Here is an 18049-nt window from a genome sequence, read left to right as displayed (position 1 = left end):
CCGGCGGGGCAGGTCGGGGGTGCGAGCTGCTGCAATCCCCGGCGAAATCTCTCAGGTCATGGAACAGAGCGGGGAGGACACACCGGGCCGTCTCGCGCCCACAAGCAGCCCAGGAGACCCTCGCATGTCCTTCCTGTCACGCCACATCGGCCCTGATGCCGATGACCTCGCCACCATGCTCCGCGCCGTGGGCGCGGAGACCCTGGACGAGCTGATCGACCGCGCGGTCCCGGAGAGCATCCGGCTGCGCGACACCCTCGACCTGCCGGAACCCCTCGACGAGCCGGAGGCGCTGGCCGCGCTGCGTCGCATCGCATCCCGCAACACCGTGATGCGCCAGATGATCGGCCAGGGGTACCACGACACCGTCACCCCCGCGGCCATCCGCCGCAACATCCTGGAGAATCCCGGGTTCTACACCTCCTACACGCCCTACCAGCCGGAGATCTCGCAGGGCCGCCTGGAGCTGCTGCTCACGTTCCAGAACGCGGTGATCGACCTCACCGGCCTGGACGTGGCCAACGCCTCGCTGCTGGACGAGTCCTCCGCCGTGGCCGAGGCCGTGCTGATGATGCGCCGCGCCAACCGCCGCTCCAAGAGCGCGCGCGTGCTCGTGGACAGCCGCAGCCTGCCGCAGACCCTCGCCGTGCTCACGGGGCGCACCCGGGCGGCCGGCATCGAGCTGGTGCTCGCAGACCTCGGTGACCCCGAGACCGCCGCGCGGGCCGTCGCCGACAGCGACTGCTACGGCGTCGTCGTGGCGCAGATCGGTGCGGACGGGGACGTCACGGATCCCACCGCCGTCATCGACGCCGCCCACGAGGCCGGCGCGCTGGTCACCGTGAGCACGGACCTGCTGGCGCTGACCATGCTCCGCAGCCCGGGGGAGATGGGCGCGGACATCGCCGTGGGCTCGGCCCAGCGCTTCGGCGTCCCCCTGTTCTTCGGTGGTCCCCACGCGGCGTTCATGTCCTCCCGCAGGGGCATGGAGCGCTCGCTGCCCGGGCGCATCGTGGGCGTCTCCACGGAGTCCTCCGGGGGGCCGGCGTACCGGCTGGCCCTGCAGACCCGGGAGCAGCACATCCGCCGCGAGAAGGCCACGTCCAACATCTGCACCGCGCAGGCGCTGCTGGCCATCGTGGCCGCCGCGTACGCCGTGCACCACGGCCCCACGGCCCTGCGCGCACTGGCCGAGCGCCTCCACGGCATGGCCGCGGACCTCGCCGCCGGGCTGCGCGCCCGGGGCATCGAGGTGGCGCACGAGCGGTTCTTCGACACCGTGACCTTCACGGTCCCCGGCAAGGCGGACGCGGTGGTCGCCGCGGCCGCGGACCGCGGGCTCAACCTGCGCCGCGTGGACCAGGACACCGTGGGCGTGAGCCTCGGTGAGCCCCACACGGACCGGGACGTCGCGGACGTGCTGACCGCGGTGGCCGACGCCTGCGGCACGGACGGCGGCGACTTCGGCTCCGACGCCGCCGCGTTCGACCTGCCGTCGGACTGGCTGCGCACGGACGAGTACATGACCCACCCCGTGTTCCACACGCACCGCTCCGAGACGTCGCTGATGCGCTGGCTGCGCGAGCTCTCGGACAAGGACCTCGCGCTGGACCGCACCATGATCCCGCTGGGCTCGTGCACCATGAAGCTCAACGCCGCCGCGGAGATGGAGCCCATCTCGTGGCCCGAGTTCGCGAGCATCCACCCCCTGGCCCCCGAGGACCAGACCCGCGGGTGGACCGAGCTGATCGAGCAGCTGCAGGACTGGCTCGCGGAGATCACCGGGTACGCGGCCGTGTCGGTGCAGCCCAACGCGGGCTCCCAGGGCGAGCTGGCGGGTCTGCTGGCCATCCGGCGCTACCAGGTGGACCGCGGCGAGGACCAGCGCAAGACCATCCTGATCCCGTCCTCCGCCCACGGCACCAACGCGGCCTCCGCGGTGCTCGCGGACCTCAAGGTCGTGGTGGTGGCCACCGCCGACGACGGCACCATCGACCAGGACGACCTCGCGGCCAAGATCGAGTCCGTGGGCGACGAGCTCGCGGGCATCATGGTCACCTACCCCTCCACGCACGGCGTGTACGACACCGACATCACGCAGGTCTGCGCCGCGGTGCACGACGCCGGCGGCCAGGTCTACGTGGACGGCGCCAACCTGAACGCCCTGATGGGTCTGGCCCGCCCGGGTCGCTTCGGAGGGGACGTCTCCCACCTGAACCTGCACAAGACGTTCTGCATCCCCCACGGCGGCGGCGGACCCGGTGTGGGTCCCGTGGCCGTGGCCGAGCACCTCGCGCCGTACCTGCCGGGCAACCCCGCCACCGCAGACCTCTCCGAGAGCGGCGCGGGCTTCCCCGTGGCCGAGGCGCCGCACGGCTCCGCGGGCGTGTTGCCCATCACGTGGATGTACATCGCCATGACCGGCGCCGAGGGGCTCACGGAGTCCTCGCGCACCGCCGTGCTGGGCGCCAACTACATCTCCCACCGGCTCGCGGACGTGTTCCCCACGCTCTACACGGGTGCCGGGGGTCTGGTGGCGCACGAGTGCATCCTGGACCTGCGTCCCATGACCAAGGCCTCGGGGGTCACCGCGGAGGACGTCTGCAAGCGGCTCGTGGACTTCGGTTTCCACGCCCCCACGCTGGCCTTCCCCGTGGCGGGCACCCTCATGGTGGAGCCCACCGAGTCCGAGGGCCTGGCGGAGCTGGACCGCTTCATCGAGGCCATGCGCACGATCCACGCCGAGATGCAGGAGATCGCGGACGGCACGGTGGCGCTGGAGGACTCCGTGATCCGCCACGCGCCGCACACCGCCCAGGTGCTCACCGCGGACGAGTGGGACCGTTCCTACTCCCGCGCCCAGGCCGGGTACCCCGTTCCCACGCTGCGCCGGAGCAAGTACTGGCCCCCGGTCGGCCGCGTGGACAACGCAGCGGGTGACCGCAACTTGGTGTGCGAGTGCCCACCCATCGAGGCGTTCGACGCCGCGTACACCGCAGCAGCGGGACAGGAGAAGTGATGAGCGAGCGTCAGACGGCACTGCACGGAGCCCACCAGGAGCTGGGAGCCCGGTTCACGGACTTCGGCGGGTGGTCCATGCCGGTGCGCTACGAGAGCGACACCGCCGAGCACCACGCGGTGCGGCGCGGCGCGGGGATCTTCGACCTCTCCCACATGGGCGAGGTCGAGGTGACCGGGCCCCAGGCGGGCGCGTTCCTGGACCACGCCCTCGTGGGCGTGCTGTCCACCATCGGCGTGGGCCGGGCCAAGTACTCGGTGATCGTGGACGAGCATGCCCGGGTGCTGGACGACCTCATCACCTACCGCCTGGCGGAGGACCGCTACCTCGTGGTGCCGAACGCCGGCAACCAGGAGACGGTGGTCGCGGCGCTGCAGGACCGTGCCCAGGGCTTCGACGTCCGGGTCACGGACCGCGGCCCCGAGACATCACTGGTCGCGGTGCAGGGACCCCGCGCGCTCGAGGTGCTCGAGGCCACGGGTCTGGCGCCCGCCGCGGACGTGTCCGCGCTGAAGTACTACGCGTGCACCACCGCCCGCTGCGGCGGGGTGGACGTGCTCGTCGCCCGCACCGGGTATACGGGCGAGGACGGTTTCGAGCTGTACTGCGCCAACGAGGCGGCGCGGACCCTGTGGGACGCACTGCTCGCCACGGCGGGAGAGCTCGGCACCCCGGAGGCACCGGTGACCGCAGCGGGTCTGGCGGCCCGCGACTCCCTCCGGCTCGAGGCGGGGATGCCGCTGTACGGCCACGAGCTGTCCACCGGGATCACCCCGGTGGAGGCCGGGCTGGGCAAGCTCGTGGAGATCGCCCTGCGCAAGAAGGACGAGGCGGGCACCCGCACCGTGGGCCACGACGCGCTCGCGGCCATGCTGCAGGAGGCGCCCGCGCGCACCCTGATCGGTCTGGAGGGCGTGGGGCGCAAGCCCGTTCGCGCGGGGTACACCGTGCTCGCGGGTGATCGCCCGGTGGGGGAGGTCACCAGCGGACTGCCCTCGCCGACCCTCGGCAAACCCGTGGCCATGGCGCTCGTCGCCACCGACGCGCTCGAGGAGATCGCCGCCGGGAACGTGAGCATCCAGGACGCGCGGGGACGCGGCGTCGAGGTCGTCCAGACCGGGATGCCCTTCTACAAGCGGGGCTGACGCCCCGTCCGCACGACCCCCAGGGGTGGTGCCGTGAGCGGGTCTGCCGGGAGTAACCTCCTGGCAGGCCCGCTTCGTCGTGTTCCACCCGACCCCAGTGCGGGCCCTCGAGAAGGCCCCCCTCGGGAGACCGGGGCGGGACGGAGAAGGAGAACACCGTGTTCCTGCGCAACGTGGCCCCCGGGATCCACATGATCCAGAACCACAACGTCAACTGCTACCTCCTGGAGGACGCGGAGGGGCTGACCCTCGTGGACGCCGGGCTGCCGCGGGTCTGGAACGAGCTCGGGTGGGCCATCCGTGAGCTCGGGCGCACCCCGGAGGACCTGAAGGCGCTCGTGCTGACGCACGCGCACTTCGACCACGTGGGGATCGCCGCGAAACTCGTCTCCCGGCTGGGGGTCCCGGTGTACGCCCACCGGGACGAACGGCACCTGGCCGCCCACCCCTACAGCTACGCGCACGAGAGCCCCACTGCCCTGTACCCGCTGCGGCACCCGCGGGCCGTGCCCGTGCTCGCGTCCATGCTCGCGGGTGGGGCCGCGGCAGTGCGGGGCGTGAGCGTCTCACGGGACCTCACGGTGGGGGACACCGTCCCGGTCCCGGGCCGCCCCCGCGTGGTCTTCACCGCGGGACACACGTACGGCCACTGCGCGCTGCACGTCCCGGAGGCCGACGCCGTGCTCTCCGGGGACGCACTCGTCACCCTCGATCCCTACACGGGTCTCACCGGCCCGCGGATCGTGGCGGGGGCGGCCACCGCCGACGCCGAGATGGCGGTGGCGTCCCTCGACGCACTGGCGGCCACGGGGGCCGGTGTGGTGCTGCCCGGACACGGCGATCCGTGGCGGCGGGGCGCCGCACTGGCGGCCTCGGAAGCGCGCAGCAACGGGGTCGCCTGAGCCGGGGCGGGCATCTTACGGCCCGGACGGGATTTCGTCCAGCACCGGTGTGGACAAACGGGCGCAGGTCGCCTAAGCTAGTACTTTGCGTTGTCCCTTATGCATGCGTGCCTTCATATAGCGGTGGGCGCCGCAGGGGCGGTTGTCGACGAGCATCGAAAACCGGCCCCTTTTTCTCTCCCCGGGAACCTCGCGTATTCACTGCATGTCTGTGGAAGGATCACATCTTGGTCGCCTCGAGCACCGATACGAACGTCTCCGCCAACCACCCCACGAGCGATAACATCCCTCGCCGCGTTTCCTTCGCGAAGATCCACGAACCGCTGGACGTCCCCAACCTGCTCGCCCTGCAGACCGATAGCTTCGACCGGCTGGTGGGCAACGAGCGCTGGCAGGCCCGCGTGGCCGAGGCCCAGGAGACCGGTGACACCAGTGTGCCCACCACGTCCGGGCTCTCCGACATCTTCGAGGAGATCTCGCCCATCGAGGACTTCCAGGGGACCATGTCCCTCTCGTTCTCCGAGCCGGAGTTCTACGACCCCAAGTACACCATGGACGAGTGCAAGGACCGCGACGCCACCTTCTCGGCGCCGCTGTACGTCAAGGCCGAGTTCATGAACAACAACACGGGCGAGATCAAGCAGCAGACCGTGTTCATGGGTGACTTCCCGCTGATGACGGAGAAGGGCACGTTCGTGATCAACGGGTCCGAGCGCGTCGTCGTCTCCCAGCTGGTGCGTTCCCCCGGCGCCTACTTCGAGAAGGGCCAGGACCGCACGTCCGACAAGGACATCTACTCCGCCAAGATCATCCCCTCGCGCGGTGCGTGGTTCGAGCTCGAGATCGACAAGCGCGACCAGGTGGGTGTCCGCCTGGACCGCAAGCGCAAGCAGTCGGTGACCGTGCTGCTCAAGGCGCTGGGCTGGACCGAGGCGAAGATCCTCGAGGAGTTCGGCGAGTTCGACTCCATCCGCGCGACCCTCGAGAAGGACGCCACGGAGACCCGCGAGGAAGCGCTGCTGGACATCTACCGCAAGCTGCGCCCGGGAGAGCCGCCCACGGTGGACGCCGCCCAGTCCCTGCTGGACAACATGTACTTCAACCCCAAACGCTACGACCTCGCGAAGGTGGGTCGCTACAAGCTCAACCGCAAGCTGGGCCTGGACAAGCCGTTCACGGACCCGGACGCCTCCGTGCTGTCCCTGGACGACATCGTGGCCATGATCCGCTACCTCGTCACCCTGCACGACGGCGGCTCCAGCATGCCCGGCACGCGTGACGGCGAGGCCCGCGAGATCCACGTGGACGTGGACGACATCGACCACTTCGGCAACCGTCGTATCCGCGCCGTGGGCGAGCTGATCGAGAACCAGATCCGCACGGGCCTGTCCCGCATGGAGCGCGTGGTGCGCGAGCGGATGACCACCCAGGACGTCGAGGCCATCACGCCGCAGACCCTGATCAACATCCGTCCCGTGGTCGCCGCGATCAAGGAGTTCTTCGGAACCTCCCAGCTCTCGCAGTTCATGGACCAGAACAACCCGCTGGCGGGCCTGACCCACAAGCGCCGCCTGTCCGCGCTGGGCCCCGGCGGTCTCTCCCGTGACCGCGCGGGCATGGAGGTCCGTGACGTCCACCCGTCGCACTACGGCCGCATGTGCCCGATCGAGACCCCCGAGGGCTCGAACATCGGTCTGATCGGCTCGCTCGCGACCTACGCGCGCATCAACCCGTTCGGCTTCATCGAGACGCCCTACCGCCGCGTCGTGGACGGCACCGTAACCAACGACGTCGTCTACCTCACCGCGGACGACGAGCGCGGGCTCACCATCGCGCAGGCCAACGCCCCGCTCACCGACGACGGGCACTTCGCCGAGGACGCCGTCCTCGCGCGTGCCTCCGACGGCTCCGGCGAGGCCGTGCTGGTGGCCCCCGAGGACATCGAGTTCATGGACGTCTCCCCGCGCCAGATGGTGTCGGTGGCCACCGCCCTGATCCCGTACCTCGAGCACGACGACGCCAACCGCGCCCTCATGGGCGCCAACATGCAGCGTCAGGCCGTGCCGCTGCTGACCTCCGAGGCGCCCCTGGTGGGCACCGGCATGGAGCGCTACGCCGCCCTGGACGCCGGCGACTCGGTGCTGGCCACCAAGCCCGGCGTGGTCGAGGAAGTCTCCGCAGACCTCGTCACGGTGCTCAATGACGACGGCACCTCCAAGCTCTACCCGATCAACAAGTTCGTGCGCTCGAACCCGGGCAACACGTACAACCAGCGCGTGATCGTCTCCGAGGGCGACCGCGTGGAGCCCCGCACCGTGATTGCGGACGGGCCCTCCACGGACCACGGTGAACTCGCACTGGGCAAGAACCTGCTGATCGCGTACATGTCCTGGGAAGGCCTCAACTACGAGGACGCCATCATCCTGTCCCAGCGCATGGTCTCCGAGGATGTCCTGACGTCCATCCACATCGAGGAGCACGAGATCGACGCCCGCGACACCAAGCTCGGTGCCGAGGAGATCACCCGTGACATCCCCAACGTGTCGGAAGAGGTGCTCTCCGCACTGGACGAGCGCGGCATCATCCACATCGGTGCCGAGGTCCAGGCCGGCGACATCCTGGTGGGCAAGGTGACCCCGAAGGGTGAGACCGAACTGACCCCGGAGGAGCGGCTGCTGCGCGCGATCTTCGGCGAGAAGTCCCGCGAGGTGCGCGACACCTCCCTGAAGGTGCCCCACGGCGAGTCCGGCACGGTGATCGGCGTGCGCGTCTTCGACCGCGAGGACGAGGACGACGACCTGCCCGCCGGCGTCAACCAGGTGGTGCGCGTGTACGTGGCTCAGAAGCGCAAGATCACGGACGGCGACAAGCTCGCCGGGCGCCACGGCAACAAGGGCGTCATCTCCAAGATCCTGCCCATCGAGGACATGCCGTTCATGGCGGACGGCACCCCGGTGGACGTGATCCTGAACCCGCTGGGCGTCCCCGGCCGCATGAACCTCGGCCAGGTGCTCGAGGTGCACACCGGGTGGCTCGCCAAGCAGGGCTGGAACATCGAGGGCGACCCCGAGTGGCTGCACGGTCTGAGCAACTTCCCCAAGAGCAGCGGCCCCACGAACGTGGCCACCCCGGTGTTCGACGGTGCCCGCGAGGACGAGATCTTCGACCTGCTGGACCACACCAACCCCACCCGCGACGGCGACCGCCTGATCGGGCGCTCCGGCAAGGCCAAGCTGTTCGACGGCCGCTCCGGTCAGCCGTTCCCGGACCCCGTGTCCGTGGGCTACCAGTACATCTTGAAGCTCCACCACCTCGTGGACGACAAGATCCACGCCCGCTCCACGGGCCCGTACTCCATGATCACCCAGCAGCCGCTGGGCGGTAAGGCGCAGTTCGGCGGTCAGCGCTTCGGCGAGATGGAGGTGTGGGCGCTCGAGGCGTACGGCGCCGCCTACACACTCCAGGAGCTGCTCACCGTCAAGTCCGACGACGTGCACGGCCGCGTGAAGGTGTACGAGGCCATCGTCAAGGGCGAGAACATCCCCGAACCCGGTGTGCCCGAGTCCTTCAAGGTGCTCATCAAGGAGATGCAGTCCCTGTGCCTGAACGTGGAGGTCCTCTCCGCGGACGGCAACACGATGGAGATGCGTGATTCCGAGGACGACAGCTTCCGGGCTGCCGACGAGCTCGGCATCGACCTCTCCCACTCCGAGCCCAGCTCGGTCGAAGAGGTCTGAGACCCCGCTCGCCCACAGCTCAGCCCGACACACTTCAGGATTTTACGAAAGAGGGACAGGACCTTATGTCCAACGATTCTTCACTGGGCCTCATGCAGATCGGCCTGGCCACCGCGGATCAGATCCGCGGCTGGTCCTACGGCGAGGTCAAGAAGCCGGAAACCATCAACTACCGCACGCTCAAGCCCGAGAAGGACGGCTTGTTCTGCGAGAAGATCTTCGGTCCCACCCGGGACTGGGAGTGCTACTGCGGCAAGTACAAGCGCGTGCGCTACAAGGGCATCATCTGCGAGCGCTGCGGTGTGGAGGTCACGCGCGCCAAGGTGCGTCGTGAGCGCATGGGCCACATCGAGCTCGCGGCTCCCGTGACCCACATCTGGTACTTCAAGGGTGTTCCCTCCCGCCTGGGCTACCTGCTGGACCTCGCGCCGAAGGACCTCGAGAAGGTCATCTACTTCGCCGCGTACATGATCACGTCCGTGGACGAGCAGGCGCGTCACGACGACCTGCCCAACCTGCAAGCCGCGATCGACCGTGAGAAGAAGCAGCTCGAGGACACCCGGGACGCGGACATCAACGCGATCGCCCGCGATCTCGAGAACGAGCTCGCCCGCGTGGAGGAGGAGGGCGGCAAGGCCGCCGAGAAGCGCAAGCTGCGCGACTCCGCCGACCGCCAGATGGCGAACGTGCGCAAGCGCGCGGACCGCGAGATCGACTACCTGGAGAAGGTCTGGGACCGCTTCAAGAACCTCAAGGTCAACGACCTCGAGGGCGACGAGGCCCTGTACCGCCAGATGGTGGACCGCTACGGCATGTACTTCGAGGGCTCCATGGGCGCCGAGTCCATCAAGAAGCGGCTCGAGTCCTTCGACCTCGCGGCCGAGGCCGAGGCCCTGCGCGAGACCATCGCCACGGGCAAGGGCCAGCGCAAGACCCGCGCCCTGAAGCGCCTGAAGGTGGTCAACGCGTTCCTCACCACGGACAACTCGCCGCTGGGCATGGTGCTGGACGCCGTCCCGGTGATCCCGCCGGAGCTGCGTCCCATGGTGCAGCTGGACGGCGGCCGCTTCGCGACCTCCGATCTCAACGACCTCTACCGTCGCGTGATCAACCGCAACAACCGGCTCAAGCGGCTGCTGGACCTCGGCGCGCCCGAGATCATCGTGAACAACGAAAAGCGCATGCTGCAGGAGGCCGTGGACTCGCTGTTCGACAACGGCCGCCGTGGCCGCCCCGTGACGGGCCCCGGCAACCGTGCGCTGAAGTCCCTGTCGGACATGCTCAAGGGCAAGCAGGGGCGCTTCCGCCAGAACCTGCTGGGCAAGCGCGTGGACTACTCCGGTCGTTCCGTGATCGTGGTGGGCCCGCAGCTGAAGCTGCACCAGTGCGGTCTGCCCAAGCAGATGGCGCTCGAGCTGTTCAAGCCGTTCGTGATGAAGCGTCTGGTGGACCTGAACCACGCGCAGAACATCAAGTCCGCCAAGCGGATGGTGGAGCGTTACCGCCCTCAGGTGTGGGACGTCCTCGAAGAGGTCATCACCGAGCACCCCGTGCTGCTGAACCGTGCGCCCACCCTGCACCGTCTGGGCATCCAGGCGTTCGAGCCGCAGCTCGTGGAGGGCAAGGCCATCCAGCTGCACCCGCTCGTGTGCGGTGCGTTCAACGCGGACTTCGACGGTGACCAGATGGCGGTGCACCTGCCGCTGTCCCCGGAGGCGCAGGCCGAGGCCCGCGTGCTGATGCTGTCGTCGAACAACATCCTCAAGCCCTCGGACGGCAAGCCGATCGCCCTGCCCTCGCAGGACATGATCATCGGTCTGTACCACCTCACCACCGTGCGTGAGGGCTGGGCGGGGGAGGGCACCAGCTACTCCTCGGTGGCCGAGGCGATCATGGCCAACGACTCCGGTGAGCTGCACCTGAACGCGAAGTGCAGGATTCGCCTCGAGGACTTCGTGCCGTACGCGGGCTGGGAGGCTCCCGAGGGCTGGGAGCCGGGTCAGCCCGCCGTCGTGGAGACCACCCTGGGACGCGTGCTCTTCAACGAGACGCTGCCCGAGGACTACCCCTGGGACGAGAACGTCGCGGACAAGAAGCACCTCTCCGCGCTCGTGAACGACCTCGCGGAGCGCTACCCGATGACCCGTGTGGCCAGGACGCTGGACAACCTCAAGGACGCCGGCTTCCACTGGGCCTCGCGCTCGGGTGTCACCGTGGCCATCTCGGACATCGCGACCCCGCCGCAGAAGCCCGCGATCATGGAGGGCTACGAGGCCCAGGCCGCGCGCATCCAGGGCCAGTACGACAAGGGTCTGATCGACGACGACGAGCGCCGCTCGGAGCTCATCGACATCTGGTCCAAGGCCACGGACGAGGTCGCGCAGGCCATGCGCGACAACCTCGAGCCCACCAACACCATCAACCGCATGGTGTCCTCGGGCGCCCGAGGCAACTGGATGCAGGTCCGTCAGATCGCGGGCATCCGCGGCCTGGTGGCGAACCCCAAGGGCGAGATCATGCCCCGCCCGATCAAGTCCTCCTACCGCGAGGGCCTGTCGGTGCTGGAGTACTTCATCGCGACCCACGGTGCTCGCAAGGGCCTCGCGGACACCGCACTGCGTACCGCCAACTCGGGCTACCTGACCCGTCGCCTGGTGGACGTCTCCCAGGACGTGATCGTGCGCGAGTCGGACTGCCAGACCGTGCGCGGCCTGACCTTGCCGCTCGCGGACATCACCGACACCGGTGTGCGCACCCTGAGCGAGGACGTGGAGAACACGGTGCACGGCCGCGTGCTGGCCGGTGCCGTGGCGGACGAGAACGGCGAGGTGCTGGCCGAGGCCGGTGCGGACATGTCCGACGCCATGATCGAGAAGCTCTACAACGCCGGTGTGGACCAGGTGCGCGTGCGCTCCGTCCTGACCTGCGAGTCCGCCGTGGGCGTGTGCGCCTCGTGCTACGGCCGGTCGCTGGCCACCAACCAGCTGGTGGACATCGGCGAGGCCGTGGGCATCGTGGCCGCCCAGTCCATCGGTGAGCCGGGTACCCAGCTGACCATGCGCACCTTCCACACCGGTGGTGTGGCCTCCTCGGACGGTGACATCACGCAGGGTCTGCCCCGTATCCAGGAGCTCTTCGAGGCCCGGACGCCCAAGGGCGTGGCACCCATCTCGGAGGTGGCCGGTCGGATCCGCATCGAGGACACCGACAAGTCCCTCAAGATCGTGGTGGTCCCGGACAACGGCGACGAGGAGTTCGCGTACCCCGTCCTGCGTCGCGCCAAGCTGCTCGTCGCCGACGGCGACCACGTGGAGGTGGGCCAGCAGCTCGTCACCGGTGCCGTCGACCCCAAGGAGGTGCTGCGCATCCGCGGTCCCCGCGAGGCGCAGAAGCACCTGGTGGACGAGGTCCAGGGCGTGTACCGCTCCCAGGGCGTGGGCATCCACGACAAGCACGTGGAGGTCATCGTCCGTCAGATGCTGCGTCGCGTGACCATCATCGAGTCCGGCGACACCGCGCTGCTGCCGGGCGAGCTGGTGGACAACGTGCGCTTCCTGGAGGCCAACCGCGGTGCGGTGGCCGAGGGCAAGCGTCCCGCCGCGGGTCGTCCGGAGCTGATGGGCATCACCAAGGCCTCGCTGGCCACGGACTCGTGGCTGTCCGCCGCGTCCTTCCAGGAGACCACGCGTGTGCTCACGCAGGCCGCCATGGAGGGCAAGTCGGACCCGCTGCTGGGCCTCAAGGAGAACGTCATCATCGGCAAGCTCATCCCCGCCGGCACCGGTCTGGACCGGTACAACAGCGTGGACGTGGAGCCCACCGAGGAGGCCAAGGCCCAGATGTTCACGGATCCGTCCGCGTTCGCCGACTTCAGCTACGCCGAGGAGAACGCCGGGGGACTCGGTTCCGAGTTCCAGGCGATCCCGCTCGACGACTACGACTTCGGCGGCAACTGAGCGGATCGCAACCCGGGACGCCGCACCCACGAGTGCGGTGAGTCCCGGGTGACGGGCCGCTGAGACCGGCAGGGAGCCCGGGTGGGCCTCCTCCCCAGGGAGGACCACCCGGGCTTCGTCGTACCCGGACGGCGGACGGTGCGCGGAGGCGGCGGGGGGACCGGGGCGGTGAACCATGCCGCCGTGCGCGTCGACACCCCGGCAAACGATGCAGGTTGTCGGGTCCGGGTTTTCGGGAGCCCCGTCGTCGTGACAACCCGTTTGGGTTGACTTACTGCCGGAACGGCCACATCAAACCGGTGAACGTCACCCCTGGCCGAGCCGCGGGTCCCGCGTACCGCCGGCGGGAAGAAGAACCTGCATCGCCGTGCTGGCCATGCGAACATGTCTCCATGCGGCAACCACCGCGCCCCTGCGCGGACGGTGCGGACGGAACCTGCGCACCGCACGAGCCGGGGGAGGGCGGCAGCCCGGCCGCAGCCACGGCACAGGACCACCGAGGAAGACACAGCATGCTCGAGATCGCAGACAGCGCGGCAGCCGCGGTGGCGCCCGTGCACGACGGTGCGTGCGTGATGATCGGGGGCTTCGGCGTGGCCGGGCAGCCCGTGGAGCTCATCGACGCTCTGATCGCCCAGGGCGCCTCCGGGCTCACCGTGGTCAGCAACAACGCCGGCAACGGGGACGTGGGCCTCGCCGAGCTCATCAGGCTCGGACGGGTGCGGAAGATGATCTGCTCGTATCCCCGGCAGGCGGACTCGTGGCACTTCGACCGGAAGTACCGGGCCGGGCAGATCGAGCTCGAGGTGGTGCCCCAGGGCAACCTGGCGGAACGGATCCGCGCGGCGGGGGCAGGGATCGGGGCGTTCTTCACGCCCACCGGTTACGGCACACCTCTGGCGGAGGGCAAGGAGGTGCGGGAACTGGACGGCAGGCACCAGGTGCTGGAGCACGCACTGCACGCCGACTTCTCCCTGACCAGGGCGCACCGGGCGGACCGCGCCGGGAACCTGGTCTACCGGAAGACGGCCCGGAACTTCGGCCCCGTCATGGCCGCGGCGGCCGGGCACTCCATCGTGCAGGTCGCCGAGCTCGTGGAGCGGGGCGGGATCGACCCGGAGGTCGTCGTCACTCCCGGGATCTACGTGGACACCGTGGTGCGGATCGCTTCCCCCGGGCAGCAGGACCCGCCAGCGGGTGGTGCGGCATGAGCGTTCCGCGCACCAGGGACCATCCCCTGACACCCCACGAGCTCGCGGCGGTCGTGGCCCGCGACATCCCCGCGGGCTCCTACGTGAACCTCGGGATCGGGCAGCCCACGCTGGTGTCCGACCACCTGGGCCCCGCGGACCACGTCACCCTCCACACCGAGAACGGCATGCTCGGAATGGGTGGCCTGGCACACGGGGAGGACGTGGACCCGGACCTCACCAACGCCGGCAAGGCTCCCGTGCTGGAGACGCGGGGATGCTCGTACTTCCACCACGCGGACTCCTTCGCCATGATGCGCGGCGGTCACCTGGACTGCTGCGTCCTGGGCGCGTTCCAGGTGGATCGGGAGGGGAACCTGGCCAACTGGCACACGGGCGAGCCGGACGCGATCCCTGCCGTGGGCGGTGCCATGGACCTGGCCACCGGGGCCAGGCAGACGTTCGTGATGATGGGCCTCATGGCCAGGGACGGGCGGCCCAAGCTGGTCGAACGCTGCACCATGCCGCTCACCGGGGTGGCGTGCGTGTCCCGCGTGTACACGGACCTCGCCGTGTTCGAGATCGCCGACGGCCGTTTCACGGTCCGGGAGACCTTCGGCATCGGCTTCGACGAGCTGGTCGGGCGGGTTGACGTGGCACTCGCCCCGGCCGCGTGACCCGCAGCCCCTGAGTGCTCCGCCCGGACCGGCGCCGTGGCCCGGCCGAGGGGCGGCCACGTGGGCGGAGCCGGTTTTCACGCGGTGGCGGGAAGCTGGTACGATAGCCCAGAATTGCTCGATTCCGGGCAGTCTGCAATGAGATGGCAAATCGGACTCCGTCCTGCGGTACGCCCCCTGTACCTAGATGCCATCTTTCGTCATGCTCGCGTGCATGTGCGCCCCGACCCCGGCCGAGACGCGCGCACCGGGTCCCCGGGATCAATGTTCCGTCATCGGCGGGCCCGGCACACACCGGGCACCGCTCAACCAGGAGGCACTGTGCCAACCATTCAGCAACTGGTCCGCAAGGGCCGGCACTCCAAGGTCGTGAAGACCAAGGCTCCCGCGCTCAAGGGCAACCCCATGAAGCGCGGCGTCTGCACCCGCGTGTTCACCACCACCCCGAAGAAGCCGAACTCCGCGCTGCGCAAGGTGGCGCGTGTGAAGCTCAACGGCGGCATCGAGGTCACCGCCTACATCCCCGGCGAGGGCCACAACCTGCAGGAGCACTCCATCGTGCTCGTGCGCGGCGGTCGTGTGAAGGACCTGCCGGGTGTCCGCTACAAGATCGTGCGCGGCGCGCTCGACACCCAGGGTGTCAAGGGCCGTCAGCAGGCTCGCTCCCGCTACGGCGCGAAGAAGGAGAAGAAGTAATGCCCCGTAAAGGTCCCGCTCCCAAGCGCCCCCTCGTCGTCGATCCCGTCTACGGCTCGCCCGTGGTCACGCAGCTGATCAACAAGGTCCTGCAGGACGGCAAGAAGTCCACCGCCGAGCGCATCGTCTACGGTGCCCTCGAGGGTGTGCGCAACAAGACCAACTCCGATCCCGTGGCCACCCTGAAGAAGGCCCTCGAGAACGTGAAGCCGGCCCTCGAGGTCCGCTCCCGTCGTGTCGGCGGCGCCACCTACCAGGTGCCCGTCGAGGTCAAGGCCGGCCGCGCCCAGGCGCTGTCCCTGCGCTGGCTCGTGGGCTACTCCAAGGCCCGTCGTGAGAACACCATGACCGAGCGGCTGCAGAACGAGATCCTGGATGCCTCCAACGGTCTCGGTGCCGCCGTCAAGCGCCGCGAGGACACTCACAAGATGGCCGAATCCAACAAGGCCTTCGCCCACTACCGCTGGTAAAATTCGGTAGTCCTGTCGGCCCCGCCCACAGGCGGGGCCGACACCAGGGCCCGGCACCACCTTTTACGAAGGGAACCATCGTGGCACTCGACGTGCTTACCGACCTCAAGAAGGTCCGCAATATCGGCATCATGGCTCACATCGACGCCGGTAAGACCACGACCACCGAACGAATCCTGTTCTACACGGGCATCAACCACAAGCTCGGCGAGACGCACGACGGTGCCTCCACGATGGACTGGATGGCGCAGGAGCAGGAACGCGGCATCACCATCACCTCCGCCGCGACCTCGTGCTACTGGCACGACTACCAGATCAACATCATCGACACCCCGGGTCACGTGGACTTCACCGTCGAGGTCGAGCGCTCCCTGCGCGTGCTCGACGGCGCCGTGGCGGTCTTCGACGGCAAGGAGGGTGTGGAGCCCCAGTCCGAGACGGTGTGGCGCCAGGCGGACAAGTACGAGGTGCCCCGCATCTGCTTCGTCAACAAGATGGACAAGCTGGGCGCGGACTTCTACTTCACCGTGGACACCATCAAGTCCCGGCTGGGTGCCACCCCGCTGGTGCTGCAGCTGCCGATCGGCGCCGAGAACGACTTCGTGGGCGTCGTGGACCTGATCACGATGCAGGCGCTGGTCTGGGAGGGCGACTCCAAGGGCGACGTCTCCCTGGGTGCCAAGTACGAGACCCGCGAGATCCCCGAGGACCTCAAGGACCGCGCCGAGGACTACCGCAACCAGCTCGTGGAGGCCGTCGCCGAGGCCGACGACGAGCTGATGGAGAAGTACCTCAACGGTGAGGAGCTCACGCAGGACGAGCTGAAGGCCGGCATCCGCAAGCTCACCACCTCCTCCACCGCGTACCCCGTGCTGTGCGGCTCCGCGTTCAAGAACCGCGGTGTGCAGCCCATGCTCGACGCCGTGGTGGACTACCTGCCCTCCCCGCTGGACGTGGAGGACGTGCAGGGCCACGCCATCAACGACGAGGAAGAGGTCATGACCCGCACCGCGGACGCCGACGGCCCCTTCGCGGCGCTGGCGTTCAAGGTCGCCTCGCACCCGTTCTACGGCCAGCTCACGTACATCCGCGTGTATTCCGGCAAGGCCAAGGCCGGCGAGCAGGTCATGAACTCCACCAAGGGCAAGCGCGAGCGCATCGGCAAGCTCTTCCAGATGCACTCCAACAAGGAGAACCCGGTGGAGGAGATCTCCGCCGGTCACATCTACGCCGCGATCGGGCTGAAGGACACCACCACCGGTGACACCCTCTCCGATCCCAGCAACCAGATCGTGCTGGAGTCCATGAGCTTCCCGGCCCCCGTGATCTTCGTGGCCATCGAGCCCAAGACCAAGGGTGACCAGGAGAAGCTCTCCACCGCCATCCAGAAGCTCTCCGCGGAGGACCCCACCTTCACGGTGTCCCTCAACGACGAGACCGGCCAGACCGAGATCGGCGGCATGGGGGAGCTCCACCTGGACATCCTGGTGGACCGCATGAAGCGCGAGTTCAAGGTCGAGGCGAACGTGGGCAAGCCCCAGGTGGCCTACCGCGAGACCATCAAGAAGGCCGTCGAGAAGGTCGACTACACGCACAAGAAGCAGACCGGCGGTTCCGGCCAGTTCGCCAAGGTGCAGGTCTCCTTCGAGCCGCTGCCGCTGGACGCCGAGGAGCTGTACGAGTTCGACAACGCCGTGACCGGTGGCCGCGTGCCGCGCGAGTACATCCCCTCCGTGGACCACGGCATCCAGGACGCCATGCAGCTCGGCATCCTCGCCGGCTACCCCGTGGTGGGCGTCAAGGCCACCCTGATCGACGGCGCCTACCACGACGTGGACTCCTCGGAAATGGCGTTCAAGATCGCCGGCTCCATGGTGTTCAAGGAAGGTGCCCGGCGTGCCAACCCGGTCCTGCTCGAACCCCTGATGGCCGTGGAGGTGCGTACCCCGGAGGAGTACATGGGTGACGTCATCGGTGACCTGAACTCCCGCCGTGGCCAGATCCAGTCCATGGAGGACGTCACGGGCGTCAAGCTCGTCTCGGCTCTCGTGCCGCTGTCCGAGATGTTCGGCTACATCGGAGACCTCCGCTCCAAGACGCAGGGCCGCGCCGTGTACTCGATGAAGTTCGACAGCTACTCAGAGGTTCCCAAGGCCGTGGCCGAGGAAATCATCCAGAAGAACCGCGGCGAGTAAGCCACCGGGGTTCGCCCCGAAATTTCAGTAAATTCACAATCCAGAAGTAGACTTGCACAGGT

The 18049-nt window shown here is 68.7% G+C and carries 10 protein-coding genes; all 10 read left to right on the top strand.

The features are described 5' to 3' along the window. Positions 1 to 124: 124 nt before the first annotated feature. The 10 genes from gcvP (at position 125) to fusA (ending at position 17987) form a co-directional block, all read left to right on the top strand. Positions 125 to 3019, top strand: a complete 2895-nt coding sequence (gcvP, locus tag C1C97_RS04920) for an aminomethyl-transferring glycine dehydrogenase (protein ID WP_110919087.1) — start codon at positions 125 to 127, stop codon at positions 3017 to 3019. Beyond that, on the top strand, positions 3019 to 4164 hold the full coding sequence (gcvT, locus tag C1C97_RS04915; RefSeq protein WP_121030248.1) for a glycine cleavage system aminomethyltransferase GcvT: 1146 nt from the start codon (positions 3019 to 3021) through the stop codon (positions 4162 to 4164). Before gcvP ends, gcvT begins: the two co-directional genes overlap by 1 nt. Before the next feature lie 158 nt (positions 4165 to 4322). Further along, the gene (locus tag C1C97_RS04910; protein WP_110919089.1) at positions 4323 to 5066 is read left to right on the top strand and encodes an MBL fold metallo-hydrolase; all 744 of its coding nucleotides are present in this window, start codon (positions 4323 to 4325) and stop codon (positions 5064 to 5066) included. 227 nt (positions 5067 to 5293) lie between these two features. After that, complete coding sequence (gene rpoB, locus C1C97_RS04905; RefSeq protein ID WP_110919090.1) at positions 5294 to 8803, top strand: DNA-directed RNA polymerase subunit beta; 3510 nt, start codon at positions 5294 to 5296, stop codon at positions 8801 to 8803. 65 nt (positions 8804 to 8868) lie between these two features. Further along, on the top strand, positions 8869 to 12759 hold the full coding sequence (locus C1C97_RS04900) for a DNA-directed RNA polymerase subunit beta' (protein WP_121030246.1): 3891 nt from the start codon (positions 8869 to 8871) through the stop codon (positions 12757 to 12759). A gap of 512 nt (positions 12760 to 13271) precedes the next feature. Then, the gene (locus tag C1C97_RS04895) at positions 13272 to 13970 is read left to right on the top strand and encodes a 3-oxoacid CoA-transferase subunit A (protein WP_121030244.1); all 699 of its coding nucleotides are present in this window, start codon (positions 13272 to 13274) and stop codon (positions 13968 to 13970) included. After that, complete coding sequence (locus C1C97_RS04890) at positions 13967 to 14626, top strand: CoA-transferase (RefSeq protein ID WP_110919093.1); 660 nt, start codon at positions 13967 to 13969, stop codon at positions 14624 to 14626. The genes C1C97_RS04895 and C1C97_RS04890 overlap by 4 nt, the downstream gene beginning before the upstream one ends. Before the next feature lie 321 nt (positions 14627 to 14947). Further along, entirely contained in the window at positions 14948 to 15322 is a 375-nt protein-coding gene (rpsL, locus tag C1C97_RS04885; RefSeq protein WP_110919094.1) for a 30S ribosomal protein S12, read from the top strand. Further along, positions 15322 to 15792 carry a 30S ribosomal protein S7 gene (gene rpsG / locus C1C97_RS04880; protein ID WP_012397685.1) on the top strand — a complete coding sequence of 157 codons (471 nt, stop codon included), beginning with the start codon at positions 15322 to 15324 and terminating at the stop codon, positions 15790 to 15792. Before rpsL ends, rpsG begins: the two co-directional genes overlap by 1 nt. Before the next feature lie 80 nt (positions 15793 to 15872). After that, entirely contained in the window at positions 15873 to 17987 is a 2115-nt protein-coding gene (gene fusA, locus C1C97_RS04875; protein WP_121030242.1) for an elongation factor G, read from the top strand. The last annotated feature ends 62 nt before the right edge of the window (positions 17988 to 18049 follow it).

Source organism: Kocuria tytonis (assembly GCF_003226895.2).
Classification (GTDB): Bacteria; Actinomycetota; Actinomycetes; order Actinomycetales; family Micrococcaceae; genus Kocuria; species Kocuria tytonis.
Note: the sequence above shows the minus strand (reverse complement) of the source record. Positions and strands in the feature narration are given on the sequence as shown.